The 20,637-nt window shown below is 57.3% G+C and carries 13 protein-coding genes; 4 read left to right on the plus strand and 9 right to left on the minus strand.

The window, feature by feature from the left end; all coding sequences use genetic code 11:
* Window position 1 precedes the first annotated feature (1 nt).
* From DRW39_RS03610 to DRW39_RS03645, 8 genes are all read right to left on the minus strand, one after another.
* On the minus strand, window positions 2-856 hold the full coding sequence (locus DRW39_RS03610; protein WP_116105596.1) for a hypothetical protein: 855 nt from the start codon (window positions 854-856) through the stop codon (window positions 2-4).
* A gap of 77 nt (window positions 857-933) precedes the next feature.
* A complete protein-coding gene (locus DRW39_RS03615; RefSeq protein ID WP_116105597.1) occupies window positions 934-2,613 on the minus strand; it encodes an RluA family pseudouridine synthase in 1,680 nt (559 codons plus the stop codon).
* Between the two features lie 52 nt (window positions 2,614-2,665).
* Window positions 2,666-5,989, minus strand: a complete 3,324-nt coding sequence (locus DRW39_RS03620; protein WP_116105598.1) for a VCBS repeat-containing protein — start codon at window positions 5,987-5,989, stop codon at window positions 2,666-2,668.
* Window positions 5,990-6,076: 87 nt separating this feature from the next.
* Window positions 6,077-7,984 (minus strand): RagB/SusD family nutrient uptake outer membrane protein, encoded by a 1,908-nt coding sequence (locus DRW39_RS03625; RefSeq protein ID WP_232830052.1) that lies wholly within the window; start codon window positions 7,982-7,984, stop codon window positions 6,077-6,079.
* A 2-nt stretch (window positions 7,985-7,986) separates the two neighbouring features.
* Window positions 7,987-11,175: a SusC/RagA family TonB-linked outer membrane protein gene (locus DRW39_RS03630; RefSeq protein WP_116105599.1), complete on the minus strand. Its 3,189-nt coding sequence runs from the start codon at window positions 11,173-11,175 to the stop codon at window positions 7,987-7,989.
* Window positions 11,176-11,377: 202 nt separating this feature from the next.
* A complete protein-coding gene (locus DRW39_RS03635; RefSeq protein WP_157975913.1) occupies window positions 11,378-12,754 on the minus strand; it encodes a cytochrome P450 in 1,377 nt (458 codons plus the stop codon).
* Complete coding sequence (locus DRW39_RS03640) at window positions 12,747-14,219, minus strand: M14 family zinc carboxypeptidase (protein WP_116105601.1); 1,473 nt, start codon at window positions 14,217-14,219, stop codon at window positions 12,747-12,749. The genes DRW39_RS03635 and DRW39_RS03640 overlap by 8 nt, the downstream gene beginning before the upstream one ends.
* A gap of 13 nt (window positions 14,220-14,232) precedes the next feature.
* Complete coding sequence (locus DRW39_RS03645; RefSeq protein WP_116105602.1) at window positions 14,233-15,078, minus strand: DUF1080 domain-containing protein; 846 nt, start codon at window positions 15,076-15,078, stop codon at window positions 14,233-14,235.
* A gap of 397 nt (window positions 15,079-15,475) precedes the next feature.
* Here DRW39_RS03645 and DRW39_RS03650 point away from each other — a divergent pair, with 397 nt between their 5' ends.
* The 4 genes from DRW39_RS03650 to DRW39_RS03665 all read left to right on the plus strand — a co-directional run bounded on the left by DRW39_RS03650 (window position 15,476) and on the right by DRW39_RS03665 (window position 19,927).
* Window positions 15,476-16,051 carry a hypothetical protein gene (locus DRW39_RS03650; protein WP_116105603.1) on the plus strand — a complete coding sequence of 192 codons (576 nt, stop codon included), beginning with the start codon at window positions 15,476-15,478 and terminating at the stop codon, window positions 16,049-16,051.
* A gap of 1,030 nt (window positions 16,052-17,081) precedes the next feature.
* Window positions 17,082-17,987 carry a DUF6624 domain-containing protein gene (locus tag DRW39_RS03655; protein ID WP_116105604.1) on the plus strand — a complete coding sequence of 302 codons (906 nt, stop codon included), beginning with the start codon at window positions 17,082-17,084 and terminating at the stop codon, window positions 17,985-17,987.
* Window positions 17,988-18,096: 109 nt separating this feature from the next.
* Entirely contained in the window at window positions 18,097-18,903 is an 807-nt protein-coding gene (locus DRW39_RS03660; RefSeq protein ID WP_116105605.1) for a helix-turn-helix domain-containing protein, read from the plus strand.
* Window positions 18,904-19,048: 145 nt separating this feature from the next.
* On the plus strand, window positions 19,049-19,927 hold the full coding sequence (locus tag DRW39_RS03665) for an NAD(P)H-binding protein (protein WP_116105606.1): 879 nt from the start codon (window positions 19,049-19,051) through the stop codon (window positions 19,925-19,927).
* 24 nt (window positions 19,928-19,951) lie between these two features.
* On the opposite strand, the gene DRW39_RS03670 is transcribed toward DRW39_RS03665, so the two are convergent.
* The gene (locus tag DRW39_RS03670; RefSeq protein WP_116105607.1) at window positions 19,952-20,569 is read right to left on the minus strand and encodes a TetR/AcrR family transcriptional regulator; all 618 of its coding nucleotides are present in this window, start codon (window positions 20,567-20,569) and stop codon (window positions 19,952-19,954) included.
* Window positions 20,570-20,637: the final 68 nt, after the last annotated feature.

Genomic DNA, 20,637 nt, shown 5'->3' on the forward strand with positions numbered 1-20,637 from the left:
CTTACTTCGTATAGGCGGTTTCATCGACCATCGCATCTTCCGGGGTGTCGAATACGGAATCATCGAAGGGGTTTTCGGAGAAAGCGACCCGCTCGAAACTGATGGTCGACCCGGGGGTGCCTTCGGTAATTTCGCCCTGCGCGGTATAGAGTACAATAACGGAGGGTACGATCAGGCCGTCGACGGTCTGCCATTCGTTGAACTCAACCATCTGACGAAGGTCCATATCCGCCACGGCCGGGTAGTTCACGCTGAAAGTGGAGTATTTCAGCTGGTGGGTAGTTGGGTCGGTATAGAGCTGGTAGTCATTTCCGCCATCGCCCATCTCGTCGGGGACCTGAACATTGAACTGATCCACGGTTTCCTCCCCGAACTCGGCTTCACCGGCGTAGGTGACGGTGAGGCCCGCATCGGCAAAGACGAAGGGCATGCCCATAAGGTAGAAGGAGGCCCCCTGGTAGAGCCGGGGCGGTACACCGGTCACCTGCATGTCGGGGGTGACCCAGGTCGTATCGCCGCGGGACACGATTTCGTATCCTTCCCCTTCGATCTGGTGGTAGCGGTTGCCGAGGTTCACCTTGTGGTAGTCACTGATGGTACGGTCACCGTCACCGGTGGGGAAGCCGTTGATGAGGAAGCTGAGGCCTTTCACATTGTTCCAATTGGCCAGGCCGCCGTGCGCCTCGAGCACTTCGACGAATTCGGGCGCCATATTAGCGGGGACGAGTTCTTCCTCGATCGCTTCTTCCGTTTCCGGCAGGTCCGCCGTGCTCGTTTCCGTGGTGGTATCGTTGCTATCGCAGCTGCACAGCGCAAGGAAGCATAGGGCAAACAGGTGGGTATAAATAGTCTTCATAGTGTGGGATTATCTACTATTTATCGGCCACAGTTCAATGATTGTTCAGCGGGCGGCGGAGCGCAGGTAATAAGCGCTCAAAAGGGAACGGGTGAATCGACTTCCATCCGTTGCCTGGTAATCGGATGTACGAAAGCCAACCAGGCGGCGTGCAGGCACAGCCGGTCACCGGGTTCTCCGTAGAGGTCGTCACCTACGATCGGCGCGTTCAGGCCCTCCGGGTGGGCGCAGTGTACCCGTAGCTGATGGGTGCGGCCGGTGACCGGCCAGAGATCAACGCGGGTGGTAGCGGCATCGGTGTCGACAATACGCCAGCGGGTGCGGGCGGTCTTTCCGTGTATCTGACAAACGATCTGCCGCGGCCGGTCATTTAAATCACCGCGGAGGGGTAGATCGATGTACCCTTCCACTCCCTCCGGCTTGCCGCGTATCAGTGCCTGGTACCGCTTTTCCACGGAGCGGCGGAAGAACTGGCGTTGCAGCTTTTTGTGAACCTCCTTGCTTTTAGACACCAGCAACAGGCCGCTGGTAGACATATCCAGACGATGTACGACGAGGGGGCCCGTCGCCTCCGGGTATTGGTTGCGAAGTCGGTGCTGTACGGAATCCTCGATGTGACGGCCGGGCACGGAGAGGAACTCGTGGGGCTTGTCAATCACGAGCAGGTATTCGTCTTCGTACACGGTCCGTAACTGCTTGTCTTGGGCGGGATTTACCAGTAGCGGATTCGGGTCCACCGATAGGCCCTGTAGCATGTGGGAGAGGATGGGTTCGCATTTTCCCTTGCAGGCCGGGTAGTACTGTCCGTGCTGGCGAATTTCGGAACCCGGCGACTGGCCCCACCAGAACTCAGCCAGCGCCACCGGACGAAATCCGTTCGCGAAGGCGTACTGCAGGAGCTTCGGCGCGGCGCATTCCCCCGCTCCGGCGGGAGGTACGCCGAATACCGTCTCGGAAAAAATGCTGCCCAGCCCCCGCGACTTTCCCTCCGCGTTCAGAAAGGCATACTCCGTAAAGATGCGCTCCTGGAGGGAGGCGGACATCTCCCGTCGCCGGGTTTCGGTAGCGGCTATTTCTGCTTCCAAGCGGGCCAAATCCTCCTCGGCCAGCTTTACGCGGTGTTCTACCGCTCGCTTCAGGTCTTTGAGCCCATAGCTTTCCCGGATACTCTCGGCGGCAAGCGCTTTCTCCAGGGCTTCGATCTCTCCGGCCGGTAAATGACTTGCCTCCTCCCGGAGCCGGCGTCGCCGCTTTTTACCGGCCTTTACGGCCTGCCGTTCCGCCGTAAGCTGTTCCTTGGCTTGCTCGTGGGTGATCCGTAGCGTCTCCTTGGCTTCCTTGTAGGCCGGGCGGGCACGAAGCGCTTCAAGTTCCTTGGTGACCTCGTTTATTTCGGCCTCTCCGCCGCGGTAGAAGCCGGATATGTCCAGGAGGTCATAGACCGGGGGGACGAAGCCGGGTAGGTGGTTGCTGTCTGCCAGTTTTCCGGAGTAGGCAGCCAGGTAGCCCAGTCGGCCTTCCCCATCCCGGACCACCAGTACACCGAACATCTTACCCTGGCGGCCGGTCCCGGATTCTTTCAGCCCGAAATCGAACTTCCACGATTTCTCACTTTGCAAATGGGCCTGCAGGTCCTGGGCCGCGGCCGTCGCCAGCGGGTGCGGACGGTAGTAGAAAGGGAACGTAAAGCGGTCGGGTGGGGGAGTGGTCTCCGTCCCGGTGGGAAGGCGGTGCAGCAGCTTGTCGGAAGGATCCATACGAGCGGCGAAGGTACACGCTTCGGCTGCAAGCCTCTGGTCATACCCAGGTCTATTTCGTCGGCGTGGTGCGGTCGTAGGCGGTTAGCTCCCCCTCCCGCACGCCTACCATTAGCTTATTTTGAAAGGTGGCCAGCGAGCGTACCGATCCCCTGAACTGAAGACCGGAGCGTGCCTGTGGGACGTACGCGAAAGAGCCGTCGCCACGCCCGCGTAGCAGGGTTCCGGTGTTGGCATCGGAGCTGCCGTAGCGTAAGCGGGCTTTGGTTTCGTTGCCGGCGAGGATAAGGTCCGTATGCCCGTCGCCGTCGGCATCCAAACTGGCGGCCGCGTATACCGGCGCGTATTGCGCCTCGACGGGTAGGGCCGCAAGCTCGAAAATACCGTCGTCGTTCTGCAAAAAAAGACTCGTTTCCAATCGGTCCGCTACTAAATGCTGGCCCTCTTTCTCGAGACGAGATTCTAATTCCTCGGTAGTGACATCGGCATAGCTGGCGTAGTTGGTGTAGCGGGCCCGCTGGCCACTGAGCTGAGCGAGCAGTTCGTCCCTGGTCAGGTCGGGATATCGGGTCCCGTGGATGTAGTAGCTAAAGATCGGATCGATGCTGCCATTGTTATCCTGGTCGGCGGCGTACAGGGTAACCGGGCTTTCCGGAGTCGCACCGTACTGATTGTTGCGCCCCTCGTTACCCACTAGCATGTCGACGCGCCCGTCTCCGTTGAAATCGTCGAGTAACAGGGTGTACCACCATCCCTTCGGTGATGCCGGAAAGTAATCCTCCGTGACATTCCGGACGTTGCGCCCATCGGTGGATAGGACCGTGACCGGCATCCATTCGCCGACGACGATCAACTCGGCCTGGCCATCCCCGTCCAGGTCGTGCCAGGCGGCGTCGGTTACTAACTCCAACTCACGTAGCGCATTGCCTTCAGGCAGCTCCAGCGGTTGATAGTTGCCGTAGGCATCCGCGACGAGCAGGTAGCTCCATTCAGCGACGGGATAGGATCCGGGTAGGGCATGACCACCCAGGAAGATCAAGGGGTACCCGGAGCTAGGCCCCGTACCCCCTATAGCTACCGTACTCGCCGGACCGGATATGTCGGGAAAGGTTTGCGCTACGGAGAACCGGCCGTCCCCTTGGTTGGCGAGCCAGTAGTCCGGCTGGAACTCCCCGTCCGATCCCATACCGTAGCCCCCCTGGGCTACGTAGATGTCTGGGAGCCGATCGTTATTCAGGTCGGCAACGGCCAGGTCGGTGATCCGGTGGGTGTTGGTGGAGGTACGACCGATCGTAAGCGGCTTTTGCATAGAGCCGTTCGGCTGCTGCAGGTACAGCTCTACGCCTTTACTCGCGCTGCCGGCAATCAACAGATCCTCGTATCCATCGGCATTCAGATCGTGGGTGACCATCACCGGGCCGGTAGAGGACAGGTTCCTGGGGAGCAGGGCCTGGCGGTCGAAATCACGAAGACCAGGACCGTCGTCGGTATAAAATACGGGGGAAGGGGCCGTTGAAAAATAGGATTGCGCTATCGGCATCTCGGTTGCGGCGGCAGGCGAAGCGGCGTCCTGCTCAACTGAGAGACGCTGATTGGCCGCGATGTCCCGGAATTCGGATACCGATCCATTCGGCCAGTTTATGAGCAGGCTTTCTACCTGCGCTGCGTCGCCCAAACCGAAATGTAGAACGGGCGGGCTGCTGGAGAGATAGCCCCGGTTCGGGAAATACTCCTGCACCTGAACCGTACCGTTTACCTCGATAGCGACTTTAGCTCCGATGGCTTGGGTATTGGGTGCATCACCTCGCAAAGCCACCTGCAAGTAGTTACCGTCGCTGGTTTCGTTGCGGTACAGGAAGGCCGGTTGGTTGATATTATTTATCGCGAGGTCCAAGTCACCGTCGTTGTCGAGGTCCACGGCAACGGCACCATTGCTGTTAGAGGGCCGGTCCAGCCCCCATTCAGCTGTTACGTCGTCAAAACCTTCCTTTTGGCCATTCCGGAAAATAACATTACTCAGGTCGGATGCCGGCATTTCCTTCAGCATCTCGAGTACGTCGGTTCGTTGTAATCTGCCCCGGGCTGCTACGAAATCGTCCATGTATTTGATGAAGTCCATGTTGGTATAGTCCCGCAGGTAGCCATTGGTGACATGCAGGTCCTTCCAGCCGTCGTTGTCGAAATCGCTCAGCAGTGCCGACCAGCTCCAGTCGGTGGCGCTCACGCCGGCGAGCTGCCCGATTTCGGCGAAACTGCCGTCGCCGCGGTTGAGATGGAGCATGTTGCGCATGGTTTGCTCCGTAAATCCGCTCGCCCGGTTCAGGTCGTGGCGTGAGCGGTTGTCGTCCGCCATGAGCAGCTTGCGCCGGTGATTATCGGCCGGGAGCATATCCAGGGTGAAAATATCGGGTAGGCCGTCGTTGTTGATGTCCGCGATGTCGTTCCCCATGCTGAAGTGGCTGGTGTGCCCGATTCGCTGGCTGAGTTCGTCGGTAAAAGTTCCGTCGCCGTTATTGATGTAGAGGTAGTCCGGTACTTCGTAATCGTTGGAGAGGTAAAAATCGGGTAAGCCGTCTCCGTTGATGTCACTGAGTGCGAGCCCCAGGCCGTAGCTGAGGGGCGAGCCATTGATGTTCGCCGCTTCGGTCACGTCGGCATATTTCCCGTCATCGTTGCGGTAGAGCCGCAGGCCCCGTTCGGGGTCATCCGTCCGGAGCAGTTGTTGCGTTTTTTGGGCGTTGAGAATGGGCAGAGACTTCGGGTTGTGGTTGAGCAGCAAGAGGTCCAGGTCGTCATCCCCATCGTAGTCGACGAAGTATCCCTGGTTGCTGAATGCCGGGGCGTCAAGACCATAGTCCGCGGCAGCCTCCCGGAAGCGGGGTACGCCACTTTCATCCGTGCCGGTGTTGACGAACAGTTGATTGCGGCGCTTGGCCGCCGGAAGCATACCGGAATAGGAGACATATAAATCGGGTCGGTCATCCGCGTTGATATCCACCACCGTGACGCCCGTTTTCCAGGGGCCCGGTCGACCCGCGGTCTGGCTTACTTCGGTGACGTCCTCGAATTTCCAGTCGCCCCGGTTCAGGTAGAGTTGATTCTCGGCCAGGTTACTGGTAAAGTAGAGATCAATATTTCCATCCAGGTTGAAGTCCGCCGCGGCTACGCCTCCCCCGTTGTAGAAGTACTCATACATGAGGATATTCGTATTGGGTCCTTCGGTGAGTAGGTTGCTGAACGACAGCCCGCTCTCTTGCGGACTGACCAGGGTGAAACGGGGTGCCGGCAGGTCCGGGGGGGTATCCGCATCCGACGAACAGCCGCAGAACAAAGCCCAGAGGCACAACCAACAGGACAGCAAGGAGGAAAAGCGCATAAGGGAAAGATAAAGCGGGCGGGGTACAACGAAAAAGGTCCGTTCTCGTCGGCAACGAAAACGGACCTTTCTGTTAAGTGGGATTACTTAATATCCCGGATTCTGGATCAGTAACTCGTTCCGGTTCATTTCGTTCCGGTCGATGGGTCGGAAGAACATCTTATCGTCCCACATTCGGTCTTCTTCCGGTACGACGGTCGGTTCGTAAATGTAATTGTAAACGTCCGTGTCGTAGTGGTACGGGTCATGGGCCGACTGGCCTTCCTTGAGGTTTGCGGTCACGTCGATTCCCATGAGCGGGCGTCCTTGGGTTTCTTCGGCAATGAGCCACCGGCGGACGTCGTGGTAGCGGTGCTCCTCGTAGGCCAGTTCGATGCGGCGCTCATTGCGGTAGCGATCCACTAGGTCATCGCCGCTTTCGGTAATCTCCGGCATACCGGCCCGGTAACGAATGCGGTTAAGCCAGTCCAGCGCCTCACTCTCCGCGCCTACTTCCAGACTCGCCTCGATGTAATTCAGTACGACTTCTGTGTAGCGAATGAAGGGCCAGGGAAGGGTGTTGAAGTTGGAGGTGTTGTCGACGACCGCGGGATCCGGATCGGAGAACTTACGGGAGTAGTAGTGCGTACGGGAACCGTTCCAATCTTCTACCGATGATTCGCGGGTGTCCAGACCGGGGATGTATACCGTTTCGCCACTGTCGTTGGTGTTGCCGGAATCATACGCTCCGGTTTGCACTTCATCGTAGGGGTCGCGGGCGGCAACGTCCGCTGGACGGGGTTTCCAGGGGGCGCCGTCGTAGAGAAAATTAGCGTAGAAGCGGGGATCCCGATCGGTGTAAGGAGCTTCGGCGTGGTCCTCGTTATCCCAGTCGAAGGGCGTTCCGTCCATCATTTCGAAATCGTCAACCAACGCACCGATGGGCGTATTTCCGGCCCAGTTATGGTATCCGTTCGGCCCGTTGAACATGGCGAAAAGGATCTCATTGTACGTGCTGGCTACGGCACGTTCGAAGATGAGTTCACTTGATGCCTGGGCATCCACTCCGGGGGCCGCACTACCTCCGCCCATATAGATGGAGATGTGGTTCATGGTACCTTCCTCGGCCGATACGGGGGCGGTTAGATCCAACTTATAGCCATTGGTGGCGTCCAGCACGACCCGGGCAGCATCCCGCGCATCTCTCCAGCGCTGTTCCTGGTCTCCGCTGGTGTACGCCACCAGTTCGATGTTGCCATACTGGGACATCGTCGGAGAGGCGGCTTGCAGCTTCGTGGCGTCGTGTTCGTCGCTTGCTGCATAAAGTAAAACGCGGGCTTTCAGGGCCTGGGCGGACAGCATGGAGGCACGGCCGGAAGCGGTCGGCTTGCCTTCGAGCATGGTTATCGCATTTTCCAGGTCGGCAAGGATAAAGTCTATGGTTTCCGCCCAGGTAGAGCGCGCGATACTGTAATCCTCATCCAGGCCGTAGGGTGTTGAAATCAGGGGCACCCCACCGTAAAAGCGCGCCAGCTGGTGATAGTAATAGGCCCGCAGGAAGTGGGACTCGCCCATCAGGCGTTCGCGAAGCTCATCGTCCGTGAAGGTGGACGTGGGGAGCTCCTGCAGGGCGATGTTGGCCTGCCGGATGGCAGAATACATATTACCGTAGGAATAGGTCCCACTAGTCCAGGCGGTGTTGTCCGGCGCTTCGTTTCCTTCGTTAAAAATATCGATTCGGCGGCCGGGGTGCGTGAACAGCGCTTCATCGGTCAGGCTGGCGAGCATTTGCTCGTCGAATCCCCCGCGACCGAGGAAGGTGTAAACGTTGAAAACAAACGCTTCGGCGAGCGGACCGTCGCCCCACGTCGCCTGGCTGGATATACTTCCTAGCGGCTCGGTGTTCAAAAATTCGTCGTCACAGGCCGAAACCAGCAACATGGTAAAGATTCCCACCACCGTAAGCAAGCGGAAACCGGTCTTGTAAAGAATGGACATGGTCGGTTTGATTTGCATGATTAAAGGGTGATGTTGAAGCCTACGTTGATGACTCGCGACTGCGGGTAGTACTGCCCGCTGCTATTGGTGCTTTCGGGGTCGTAGAAGTTGAGGCTGTCGACGGTGAATAGGTTAAAGGCGTTTACGTACGCGCGGACGTTACTGAGGAAGATCCTATCCGTAATGGTGGAAGGCAGGTTGTAACCCAGTTCAATAGTCTTCAGGCGGATGTAGTTTTTGCTGAATAACCAGTAGGTATTGTTGCCGTAGTTGCCACCCGTGTAATAGGTGTTGCCCCGCTCCGCCAACCGGGGATGTTCGCTGCTGGGATTGGCGATGCTCCACCGGTTATCGTAGCTGTATTTCAGGAAGTTTCCGATCGTTCCGGACTCCGTCTGTACGCGTAAAGACGATCCCGTAGCCCCCTGAAGCAGAAGATTGAGATCGAAGCCGGCGTAGCTGAAGCGCGCATTGGCGCCGAAGTTGAAGGTCGGCGTACCGTTGTCGTCGATGCGGACCTGGTCGTCACCGTTGATGATGCCGTCGCCGTTCTGGTCTATGAATTTCATGTCACCGGGCCGGAGGGTGCCGGTCACGGCGGAGTAGTCCAGCTCGGAGTTGTTGATGTCCTGCTGATCGACGAAAACCCCGTCGGACTCATAAACGAGGTAGGCGCCGATCGGCTTTCCTTCCTGCAATTGGTAATCCGGGGCACCGCTGATCTCGTCGATGAAGATCACCTTGTTCTTCGCGTAACCGCCATTGATACCAACACGGTACTGTAGGGCGTTATTCGCGTTGCCGTTGTATCCCAGATTGAACTCGAAACCGCGGTTTTCTACTTCACCGGCGTTCACGGGAGGGAGCAGATTGCTAATTCCGGAGGAAGCGGGTGTCGATCCCGTCTCCTGGATCAGGATTTGGGTACGCAGGTTACGGAAGTACTCGAGGGTGATGTCGATGCTGTTATTGAACAGTACGGCGTCCACTCCGAAGTTCAGGTTGTTGGCCCGTTCCCAGGTGAAGCTCGGGTTGGCAAGTAGTTGCTCCCGCAGGGTGGTAACGTTAGCTCCACCGATGGGGAAGTTGCCGAAGCCGTAGGTGGAAAGGAAAGCGTACTCCTGCAGCTGGTTATTGAAGAAGACCTGGTCGTTGCCCATCTGTCCGTAGCTGGCACGGAACTTCAGGAAGTCGATACCGGAAACATTGAAGAAGTCTTCGTTTGACGTAGTCCATCCCACCAGGATGCCGGGGAAGAATCCGAAACGCTGATCTTCGGGAAATATGTACGAGCCGTCGTACCGCCAGATGAATTCCGCCAGGTACTTATCCTTGTAGTCGTACTGTGCACGACCGTAATAACCCAGACGGGCTCGTTCGTAGGCTCCACCTCCGTTAGACATATTCAGTGTGCCACCGGCAAACAGCTGATCTACCGCCGGGGAGATATAGTTGCGACGAAAAGCGTTAAAACCGGATCCCTCGAAGGTTTCCCGGGTTACACCGGCCATCAAGCCAAGGGTGTGATCACCGGGCAATTCTACGTCGTAGTTCAGGCGCGCCGAGAGGTTGGTGTTCAGCTGACGTTCCTGCGACTGCGAAAGGCGGGGGTCGGTAAAGGTGGACCGGATAGCGCCCTCCAGTTGGGGCGTCTCGCCGTCCGCTTCGTAGGTCTGACCGTCCCAGCTGTAAAGCATCCAGGGCGTTTGCCAGACCTTACGGTCTCGTGTTTGTTGATCTAACGCCCCGGACAGTGTCAAATTCAGGCCTTCGACCCAGGGGGCGGAAAGCGTGATGCTGGCGTTAGTCTGGACGAAATCGCGAATATCCCGATCGTAGCCGGTGGCATTGGTGGTGATGACGTACGGGTTTTGGCCATTCTCGATATCCGGTCCGGGCAGTCCGTTGGGCCAAACTTCCGGCTCGTGGGGTTTGCCCCGCATCAGCATGCGGAAGATGGAGCCGGCACTCTCCGTTGGAAACTGACGGTCCTCCCGGCGAAGTAGAATGCCAAAACTGGTGGATATATAGTCATTGACGGTCGCATCCAGGTTGGCCCGCATGTCGTACTGCTTGTATTTGGTAGCAGAATTTTTGTAGAAGGCATCCTGGGTGGTATGACCGAGCGAGGTCAGATAGCGGACGTTCTCCGTGCCGCCGTCAATCTGCACGTTGTGCCGCCCCTGCGGGGCCCAGGTTTCGAAAGCGTCACCGAACCAGTCGGTATCCGGGTGTCCCCAGGGGTCGGTCTGGTTTTCGTAGAGTTCTAAGTCCTCGGGCGAGTGGGTCGCGTTGATGGGATTGACGCCATCCGTTGGCGACTCGTAAGTTCCGGTCTCCTCCAGGGCCCGCCAGGCATCCTGCCACTCGTCTACCGGTACGTTGGACTGGTAGATTTGTAATTCATTGATGATGCGTCCGTACTCCATAGCGTTGGACATGTCGGGGATAGTCGTCGGTTGGGCCCATCCCTGATTGAAGTCGTAGCTTACGGAGGGGCGTCCGGTTGTTCCGCGCTTGGTCGTAATAAGGATAGCACCGTTCGCGGCACGGGCACCATAGATGGCGGCAGAGGCATCCTTCAGTACGGAAATGGACTCGATATCCTGTGGATTCAGTCGCGCCAAACCACCGGCACGGTCCGGAACGCCGTCAATAACCACGAGTGGACTGCTGTTGCCCAGCGTATTCTGACCGCGGATATTGATGGACGCGTTATCGTATCCAGGCTCACCGCTGTTTTGAATCACCACGACCCCGGGTAATCGTCCGGCTAGCGAGGCGCCCAGGTTGACAGAGGGCGATTCCTGCAGGTCACCGCCGTCAATCGCCACTACGGCGCCGGTTACGGTGGCCTTCTTCTGTTTCCCGTAGGCCACGACGACCACCTCGTCGAGCAGCTCGCCGCTGGTCAGGCCGATGGATATAATTTCATTGTCTCCTACCGGCACCTCCTTGGTCCCGTAACCCGTGTAGGACATAAGTAAGACGTCTTCGGATCCCGCTTCAATAGCGTAGGTGCCATCAATATCGGTAACCGTACCCCTGGAGGTACCCTTGACCAATATACTGGCACCGATTAACGGGTCCCCCGTTCCTTCATCTGTGAGTGTCCCTGTAATCGTGCGCTGCTGGGCGGATAGGGTGATAGTGAATAGCAGCGACAGGAACATCAGTCCCGCCCTCAGCCTGGAGTAGCTGTGCGTCATAATATACTAGTTGCATGATCGCCGGGACCCTAGGTCACCGGATCTCACTAAGTTGATCGACTAAAACAAGATCCTAGATAGGTGCAGTTGATTCTATCGTCAGATCGGGCTCAATATATATATGATTGGGAATTAAAGAAAATTTAACACTTAAATTTATTTGTGCGCTCCACACTTATGCGGAAAAGCACCAACTCCAAGATTACTCCTCCAAAGTTTTCTTAAAAAATTTACTAACCCGAATAACGACCGGCTGGTCCTGATGTAAGGTGATGAACGGAACGGGCCGTAAGGTGGGCAACTCACCAAGCGGTGTTACTGCGTACCGCTCCAGAAAGTGGGCCAGAAAAAGTTGCATCTCCAGTAAAGCGAAATGATGACCGATGCACAGGCGCGGTCCCCCGCCGAAGGGTAGGTAACTAAAGGGTGGCCGTTCCTTCATACGGTCCTCGCGCATGCGCGAAGGGTGAAAGTCGTCCGGCTCTTCGTACAGCTTTGCCGATCGGTGAATGCCGTAGATAAATATTCCGATCGTCGTTCCCGCCGCAATACGGTAACCCGCTACCTGATCGTCCTGCTTTGCAATCCGGTCGGTGATCCACGCCGGGGGGTAGAGCCGCATACTTTCCCGGATTACCTGCGTCAGATAGGGTAGCTGACCGACCGTATCATATCCGATCGGTCCACCGTGTCCGGCTATTTCATCCCGCACCCGCTGTAATTCTTCCGGGTGCTTGAGCAGCAACCAGACCGTCCACGCGAGCGCGTTGGCACTGGTTTCGTATCCGGCCGCGAATAAGATGAGCACTTCGTCGACGAGCTGCTCATCCGACATCGGCTCTCCGGTATCCTCGTACCGGGTATCCAGCAGCATCTGCAGCAGATCGTCGTAGGTCCGCGACGGGTCTTCGCGTCGGCGCCGGATATGGGCCAGCACCATTTCCCGACTCCGTCTGGCCAGCGCCAGATGCTTTTCCTCGATTCCCAGCCACCGTAGGGGTTTGCGCAGGAAGGGTAGGCGGATCGGATGGATGATGTACGCCTGCAGGCGGTCGAGAATTTCTTTGAACGCGCCGGTCTCCGCTTCGCCAAAATCATCCGTGAATATGGCGCGCACGATGATCCGATAAGCGGTATTGCGGGTAAACTCGAACAGATCCGTTTCCGGCTGCTGGCTCACCCGCTGGCATTCGCTCGCGATAACACTCTGCATCTCCGTGGCCAGGGTCGCTAACCGCTGCCGGTGAAAACCGGGTTGTATCAGCCGCCGCTGGCGAAGCCAGTCCTCCCCACTGTTAGTAAGCAGTCCGTATCCCAGATAGCGACCCATCTCCACCGTCTGTACCTCGCTTTTTTCGTAGTTGCGGTGGTTGCGCTGCATGACGTGTTGGGCGACATCCGGGCTGACGGTGAAGTGGGTTGTACGGGAGCTGTCTACCGAGAGGATGAAATTGTCGCCGTATCGCCGCAGGTATTCCTGGAAGGTTGGTATCGGACGCCTCGCCAGTCGCAACAGATTGCGTACTACCGTCAGCCGTGGTACGCGGGGTGGGGTAGTGCCTGTAGGTGTGCTACTCAACCGCAATCAGATTACCGTTCACGACGACGTGGGTAAGCGTATCGTCCGCTCCGTAAACCAACAGGTCCACGGCCTCCCCGTAGGTCACCTCCGGACTGAGCCAATTCTTCGGCCCGAGCACGCGCAGCGCTTCGGTTGGCGGCGGACCTTGCAAGGGCTGCCGTAACCGAACGGCGGTATAGCCGCGCTCGTACAGATCCTGCGGATTCAGTTGGCTGATCTCGGCAATCGTGTGTTCGCCCGGGTACACCTTTCCGGCCACGACGCGCTGGCCGTTCAGCGACAACCGGTCAAAAGCCCCGAAGGTGGAAAGATCCCCCAGGTCACTTACGTAACCGGAGGTAGTGAATTCTCGGTTCTGGGGCGGAAGCGTGCGTTCGTTTTTCCGGATGCCGATGTCCATAACGAATTCCCCTCCGGGCAGCGTTACCCTAGCGTCCTGGAGAATTACGTCATGCATTCCGTTGAACTCGTTTTGTGGAATACGCATATAATCTTCCACCGTATACTGCTCGAAGCTACCGGTTGCAATGCCTTGGAGTCCGGCAATCAGCCCGAGCAGGTTCAATTTGCGGATCTCCTGCTTTTCCGGATCGCCGGCGTAACCGCCCGATTCGATCAGGATCGTACGGGTGCCCCACTTTTGCAGGTTGTCACCGAAGGCCCGGGGTTCAAAGTCATCGTTGTAGCGCCCCACCTGCCCCGGTACGTACTGCTGCCAGATGGCATTCATGAGGGCAATCACCTGGGCGGCGTCTTCCCGTTTCGTGCTCATTGTTTTCTCCCAGTCGAATGCGGGGGCCAGGATGGACAGTACCGCCCCCTTTTCCGCCGGAAAGCCGACGGAGTAATAGGTGCTTTGGTCGTGTAGGTTAAAACCCCAGTCGGCGTCAAGCCGGTCCCGCTCGCCCTTCAGGAACTGGGCCTCCGGACTCGTCAGGTGCACCGCGTCCCGGTTGAGGTCGATGCCGAGTGCATTGCGCCGTTGGTAGACTTCGGCCCCGTCCGGGTTCAGCATGGGCAGGAAGGTCAGCCGCAATTCGGAGCGAATGATTTTTCGCAGGCTATCCAGTCCGTCGCCCGATCCCTCCAGCCAGCTGAATAGATCGAACAGCGCGGCCGTTGCCGTCGGCTCATCGCCGTGCATCTGCGACCATAGGAGAACATCCGTATTCCCTTCGCCCCAAACCACCCGCCACAGGGGGCGGCCCTCGACGGAAGTGCCGGCGGTATCGACGGTGAACGATTCAGGCAGCTGCTGAACCAAGGGAGCCAGGTCCGCCTGCTTGAACCGGCGGGTGGTCAGTTCATTGCGTTGGTGTGCTGCAAGCGACGCCTCGACTTCCGCAAGCGGAAAGTCGGGAAAGGTCAGCGTAGCGATCGGATCGGCCTGCGCGCAACCCAGTAGGCTGTAGAATAAAAGGAGGAAGGGGGCGGTAAAGCGCCGGGGTAGGGTAGCGGGCATAAATAGATTTTGCTTATTCTTTCAACCGTAACAACTCAATATTGCGAAAGTCGATGGGGTGGCTCTCCGCCTGCAGCGCGATGAATCCTTCGGTCAGAATTTCTCCGTCGCGCCCGAGCCATTCCTCCCGATCTTCGTCGATGCCGAAAGACGCCCACCTGTCCGGTGAGTCGTTACTACCGATGAAGCCACCGCCAATTTGCGGCTTTTGAAAGCTGAGTACCGTATCTCCTTCTATCAGGAAATGCATGGCCTCACCGCCCAGTACGACGGCTTCGGCGGTAATCCAGTCGTCCCCCTCGTAGGTGTCGGAACTGGAGTTAATGCAGTGCCGGTAGTTGACGGTGTCGCCCATCACGACGGCCGTGCCCGGCGTGCATACATTTCCGGTGGGTCGTGGTCCCCGTCCGAGGCCGCCGAGTAACTGCAGCTCGATAGAAACCGGAAAGTACTGACCTTCCTCATTGCTCTCGGCGGATTGCGAATGCAACATGATGCCGCTGTTGCGGACGTTACCGGGCGTGCCGCCGGGTACCTGGTCACCGACGAAGCGGTAGTCGAAGCGGACTTTATAATAGGATAGGGGTTCGGTAAAGTACAGGTGGCCGTAGAGATTGTCGAAACTGTCGTAATCGGCGTAGCTGATGCGCAGCATACTGTCTTCCACCCGAAACGTATTCCGCGGGTTGTCCCCGGCGGGATAGCCGGCCACTTTGGCTTCCCATCCGGTGAGGTCCTTTCCATTAAAGATCGATTCCCATTGCCCCTCCGCGGCGGCCGTGTCTTCCGGATTAGGTTGGGTGCTTCCACAGGCGGCAAGCAGGATGATCAGCAAAGAAAGGGGGATGATCGATTTCATACGGAAGGTTTCTGATTTTTTGCGGCGGGGCGCAGGTAAGGCGCCCAATACTGACGGTAAGGTAATTATCACCCCTCATTCCCTGACACCTTGTAATTCGAATGAGCGTAGCACAATCGATTGTCAAAGTTCGTAGGGCTCGTTATTCGCGAACCAAAGGCTACCCGTAGCAGGTTAAGTGCAGGAATACGCGTCTCTCCCAGTCACTCGTTAGAAGTCCATGAGCTCAGCCAGATTTTCCGCGGTAGTAGTCCTTTGCCTACTGGGCCTTTTGAGCTCCTTATCCTGCGGACGTCAATTCGCGCCCCGGGACGCGCCGAAGGGGAATCCTTTACTCGGGTACCGCTATAGTTGCCGGCCAATCGACTCAGCCCTCATCGCTTCTCATCTCCCGGCATTGGAGAAACTGTACGGTGCCAACCTCACGGCCGATAAATACCGCGATAGAATCCTGGCGGCTTTATCCTTTTATCCCGATCTCCGCGACGTGCCCATCCGGCTCATTCACCGGAAGCTCCGTACCTCCATGGCCGCACGACCGAAAGGCTACGCATTCAATGGCGCCCGCCGTACCTACGCTATCTACGTAGATGACGTCCAGGAAAAGGCAGCTGATTTTCGGAACTCCTCCTACGCGGCCCAGGTTGGCTGCTTCATTCACGAACTCGGACACATTGCCTACTACGTCAATCGCTCCAATTTTGGCCTAATCGGCGACGGCGCGGCCTACGTCACCAACCAAAAGTTCAAGAACGGCTACGAGCGTATCGCCGACCGAAATGCCATCATACATGGGGGGGGCTACTACGTTTACCTGTATCGAACCTTCACCTTCGAAGAGGCCGAATTACCGCCGGCTTACCTCGCCTTCAAGCGCCGTAATTACACCGATAACCAGCAATTACTGGCCCGGCACATCGATTATCTCCGGGAAAACAGCGTCGAAACCTGCGCGGACTACCGGCAGGATTAGGCATTCGGATAGCCACTTTTAAGGTCTGTATGTAAACTCCAGGTTAAATCTCCCAGGGTCGCCGGTGTAGTAAGCCGTCGGACCGCCAGCAGTGCTAAGGGTATTCCTCCAACGGCTACTCGTCCAACCGCCACAACCTGGCAAAAGCCCGGATTTCCCAAGACCAAACCTCTTTAGTAAGAACTTAATACCTGCGCACCGACGCAAATCATGTGATAATTTTTACTCATCCAAAATTTTCTTAAAGTGTAATGTTTACATTTGATTGGTAAATCACGGGTGGGGGAGTGAGATCAAATTTGCCAATTAGAATTTCCCGTAGCGCCCGACAAAATCCCAGATCATTGATACCTGCGTTGTCACCAATTGCGTCCTGATAAAACATGAATTGAAGATGTCGACTTAGCTGAAAGCAGATGGTGGTGCTGACGTTTCGAAATCATTGAAACGATAACACTGTGACTACGGCTCCAGGAAAGCTAAGCTGGCTTCGAAGCTATTTCACATAGCTAATCGTCGTCGAGAGTTAGATTCTGCATGTTGCTGTTTGAGAGTTATCATTCAATTGGTAGTACTTCTGATCAGGGAAAATGACGGTTCCGGATAGGCTACAAAATCTCTTATATTTTGCCTATAATTTATATTATGTTAAGTAGGGTTTCTCAACGCCTTCCCCTTCGTTCCGGGTGATCGCATTTTTCAACGTCACCTCTACGTCTACCGCAACCGGTCAACATTACCCAAGGATTAGCGGCATAGCGCTTAAAGACGGATAAGGTTAGGTACGAAAATTTACCGGGCAGTTCTTCCCTCCCCTACTGTTCCCTACGCGCAATTCCGCGTTCCTGCATCAGTGGACCCTAGTTCCCTGGCAATTGCAGGCGGGGCAACCCGGATGTGGTGGGAGTGTCCGGCCAAATAGATCACCATGGTTGTAGGTGTATAAAGTTGAGGGTTTTTAACCATAGGTTCCTTGTTTAGTCGTCAGGTGCCACAAGCTGATTCCATACCCGAATCCGTATTTTTGAACATGCGTCAACTCCTGATACCACTTTGTCTGCTGACTCTCCCCCTCTGTGCCCAAACGTTGGAGCGAGCCGATTCTCTCTTCGGGGCTGGAGCATATCAAACGGCTGCGGAAGCTTACACCACGGCATTTGCCACCGACACCGGCGACGTATACCAGTTATACAGCGCCGCCAGTGCCTGGACCCTGGCCGGGGATACTTCCCAAGCTTTGTTCTACCTACAGCAGGCCGCGGACCGCGGCTACCGGCATGCGGATCATGTCAGACGAGACGAGAATCTTACTACGCTGCAACATACGGGGGCTTGGTCACCGATCGTTGCAGCCATCGAAGCTAATCTCGCCGAGCATGAAAAGGACTACGATCACGAACTCCAAGATCGCCTCGAACGCATCTACCTTGAGGACCAGGTAATCCGTCAGCTTTGGGAAGATGCGGAGAAGCGGTTCGGCAAACGCTCCGCAGAGATGGAGTACTTCTGGGAAACCATCCAACGACAGGATAGCCTGAATGAACTGGCCGTGATCGACATTATCGAAGCGAACGGCTGGCCGGCAAGCAGTCTAGTAGGCGAGAAAGCCAATCGCACGGTATGGCTGGTCATTCAGCACGCAGATTTGGCATTGCAGGAAAAGTACCTACCCCTACTCCGGGCTTCCGTATCGAAAGGAGAAAGCAACGGAAGCGATTTGGCTTTGCTAGAAGATCGTATACTAATGTACAGCAATAAACCGCAGCTGTACGGATCACAGGTGCGTAGTAACCCGGAAACCGGAGCGTTGGAAGTTTACGAGATCGCCGATCCGGAAAACGTAAACCGTCGACGCGCGGAAGTCGGCCTGGGATCTCTCGAAGCTTACCTCGCACGATTTGGTATTGAGTGGTCGGTGCAGCCACAGAAACAGTAAGGGTTGCGAACCTGAAAACAGTGCGGCCTGGTCGTTCAGGCTGGGCGATCGGCGCGTCCAAAAACGTTGCCGGCCGCCGGTTGTTACCCTACCATCAGCCGCACCGCTTATGCTACAATTACGGGAAGCTTCGGTCACCGACCCATCGCTAAAGCCCTACATAGAGGGATACGGGCTGCTGCGGCTTAGTAGCACGGTCATTCACGAAAAAGAAATTCTGCCGTGGCCGGGTGCCTTCCTGCTGTTTGCTAATCAGGCATTTGAGGTGGACGGTCGAGCCTACTCCTTCGGTTGCGTGCGCGAAATGCACGATACCGCATCGCGTCTCCGCTGGCGGGATGATGATTTGGAAATATTTACCGTTCGCTTCGCGCCTTACGGCCTGCGGCCCTTCCTGGCCGGGCCCGTGGATCGACTAAGGCCATCTGCCGGTACTATCGCATCGGTGTGGAAGGTGCCGCGGCCATCCCTATACGAGGACGTGGTCGCCGCGCCCGCAATGGATACCAGGGTACAACTGGTGGAAGACTTTTTAGTCTCGACCCTTGATCCCCACAGTATCGATGCTACGGATGAAAACATCATGCAGCTTGCCGATGCGATCCGACGGGAGCCTGCGGAACCGTTCGGCCCGTTGCGCGAACGAATTCACCTGGGGAACCGGCAGTTCGCCCGGAGATTCAGCGCCCTGATCGGCGTCAACTTGCGCACCTACGTACGCATTTGCCGCTTCGCCCGTGCCAAGACCAGTCTGCTCCTCTCCCCCACCCCTTCGCTGACTCAGCTGGGATATGATGCCGGATACTTCGACCAGGCGCACTTCTCGCGGGAATTCAGCGCCCTGGCCGAACGGTCGCCAAAGCTGTTTCCCGGCCACTACCCTCTCCACCGGCTGATTTCAGAAAGAAAAGACTAACCGCTACGGACCGTCCCGTCCGTAATTTCAAAATGTCGCTCCCGTACAATTTTGCGCCCCGGCCCTCCCCGACCTTTGGTTCGTAATCAAGTAGTTCCGCCGCTGAAGTAAAGTAGGCGAACTGCAAACATTAAAATTTTCACCCATGATTATCATCACCGGAGCTACGGGCCAACTCGGACAACAAGTGATCGCCGCCCTGCGCCAACATCTTCCCGCTGACCAAATTGTCGCTTCCGTACGGGACACGGCCAAAGCCACCAGGCATCTGGGCGACGACATTCAGGTACGAACAGGAGACTTTGACCACCCCGAGAATCTGGAAACGACCTTCAGGGACGCGGCCCAGGTATTGATTGTGTCGGTAGATAAGGTTGGTAAAGCCGCGACCGATCTGCACCACGCCGCCATCCGCGCTGCCCGGGCGGTTGGGGCCGGACGCATCCTCTACACCAGTCACCAGGGCGCACGGCTGCACTCCCCCTTTACCGCGGATCACGACCACGCATTGACCGAGCAATTTCTGGCAGAAGGCACTACACCCTTTACCGCGCTACGGCATGGCTTCTACGCCGAGAGCGCCCTGCACATGGTAGGCTCCGGACTTCGCAAGGGGGAACTGCGAGTACCGGAAGATGGCCCCATCAGTTGGACGGCCCGCGCCGACCTCGCCGCCGCCGATGCGGCTATACTGGCCCAAGCCGGTCGTATCGATGGGATTAGTCCCCCGCTCACCGGCACGAAGGCTTATACCATGGCCGATCTGGCGCGCCTCGCCTCCGAGGAGAGCGGTCGGGACATCAGGCACGTCACGGTGACGGACGAGGAGTGGCTTGCGGCGACGGAAGCCAGAGGCGTACCCACCGTTTATGCCCGGATGCTGCTGGGTACTTTCCTGGCCGCCCGGCGCGGAGATTTCAACGTCGTAGATCCATCGCTGGCAAACCTCATCGGCCGGCCACCGCTGGGTATGCGGAAGATCCTACGCGACTTTCTCCGGGAGCCCCAGGGTGAGGCGCATTAGCAGCTTCCGCTACTGTGAGCTACCCTACTCTTCCGGCCACCCGGCAAGCACGAGGTCGGCAACGGCGTGCAGCTTCGCTGCCGAAGCACCGTCCCGCGCCAGGGTGGAAAAGCCTTGCACGGTGCAATTGACAAGCGCTGCCAGCGTCCCGGCATCGATGTCCGGGGGGAGTATACCTTCGGTCTTATCGCGCTCGATGCGCCTTACCAGTAATGCTTCCAGCTTATCGCGCATGGCGTTACCCTCCGCCCGTACGTCGGCGGCGGCCGGCGAGCCGGTGGCCAGTCCGGTGCCGATGAGGCAACCCTTCGGCGTGTCCTTGCCGGTGAAGGTGCGAATGGCGTTGCCCATGACCATCGCGGCGGCGTCCCGACTACTAGGCGCGCCCGCGATGCCCTCGGCTTGGTCCTGGGGATCCCCCTGGTAGAGGCGCATGGCCTCCAGGAAGAGCTGCTTTTTGTCACCGAAGGCGGAGTAGATCGCCGGCGCGTTTATCCCCATGGCCCGGCTCAGATCGGAAATGGAGGTCGTCTCGTAGCCGTGGGCCCAGAAGGTCTTCATGGCCGTCTCGAGGGCGGCCTGCCGGTCGAAGCCGCGCGGGCGGCCGGGAGATCGCTTTTTGGCAGGAGAAGTCTTTTTCATAATGATCGCTCGTAAATATCGCTAGAAAACGGTTCAAACCGAAACTTAGTTTCCTAGTGATCGTTAGT

The organism is Lewinella sp. IMCC34191 (assembly GCF_003390935.1).
In the GTDB taxonomy this organism is placed as follows: Bacteria; Bacteroidota; Bacteroidia; order Chitinophagales; family Saprospiraceae; genus Neolewinella.

Coding starts and splice junctions, on each gene's coding strand:
- DRW39_RS03610 (WP_116105596.1), bottom strand. CDS start 856: ATGAAGACTATTTATACCCACCTGTTTGCCCTATGCTTCCTTGCGCTG.
- DRW39_RS03615 (WP_116105597.1), bottom strand. CDS start 2,613: ATGGATCCTTCCGACAAGCTGCTGCACCGCCTTCCCACCGGGACGGAG.
- DRW39_RS03620 (WP_116105598.1), bottom strand. CDS start 5,989: ATGCGCTTTTCCTCCTTGCTGTCCTGTTGGTTGTGCCTCTGGGCTTTG.
- DRW39_RS03625 (WP_232830052.1), bottom strand. CDS start 7,984: ATGCAAATCAAACCGACCATGTCCATTCTTTACAAGACCGGTTTCCGC.
- DRW39_RS03630 (WP_116105599.1), bottom strand. CDS start 11,175: ATGACGCACAGCTACTCCAGGCTGAGGGCGGGACTGATGTTCCTGTCG.
- DRW39_RS03640 (WP_116105601.1), bottom strand. CDS start 14,219: ATGCCCGCTACCCTACCCCGGCGCTTTACCGCCCCCTTCCTCCTTTTA.
- DRW39_RS03645 (WP_116105602.1), bottom strand. CDS start 15,078: ATGAAATCGATCATCCCCCTTTCTTTGCTGATCATCCTGCTTGCCGCC.
- DRW39_RS03655 (WP_116105604.1), top strand. CDS start 17,082: ATGCGTCAACTCCTGATACCACTTTGTCTGCTGACTCTCCCCCTCTGT.
- DRW39_RS03660 (WP_116105605.1), top strand. CDS start 18,097: ATGCTACAATTACGGGAAGCTTCGGTCACCGACCCATCGCTAAAGCCC.
- DRW39_RS03665 (WP_116105606.1), top strand. CDS start 19,049: ATGATTATCATCACCGGAGCTACGGGCCAACTCGGACAACAAGTGATC.
- DRW39_RS03670 (WP_116105607.1), bottom strand. CDS start 20,569: ATGAAAAAGACTTCTCCTGCCAAAAAGCGATCTCCCGGCCGCCCGCGC.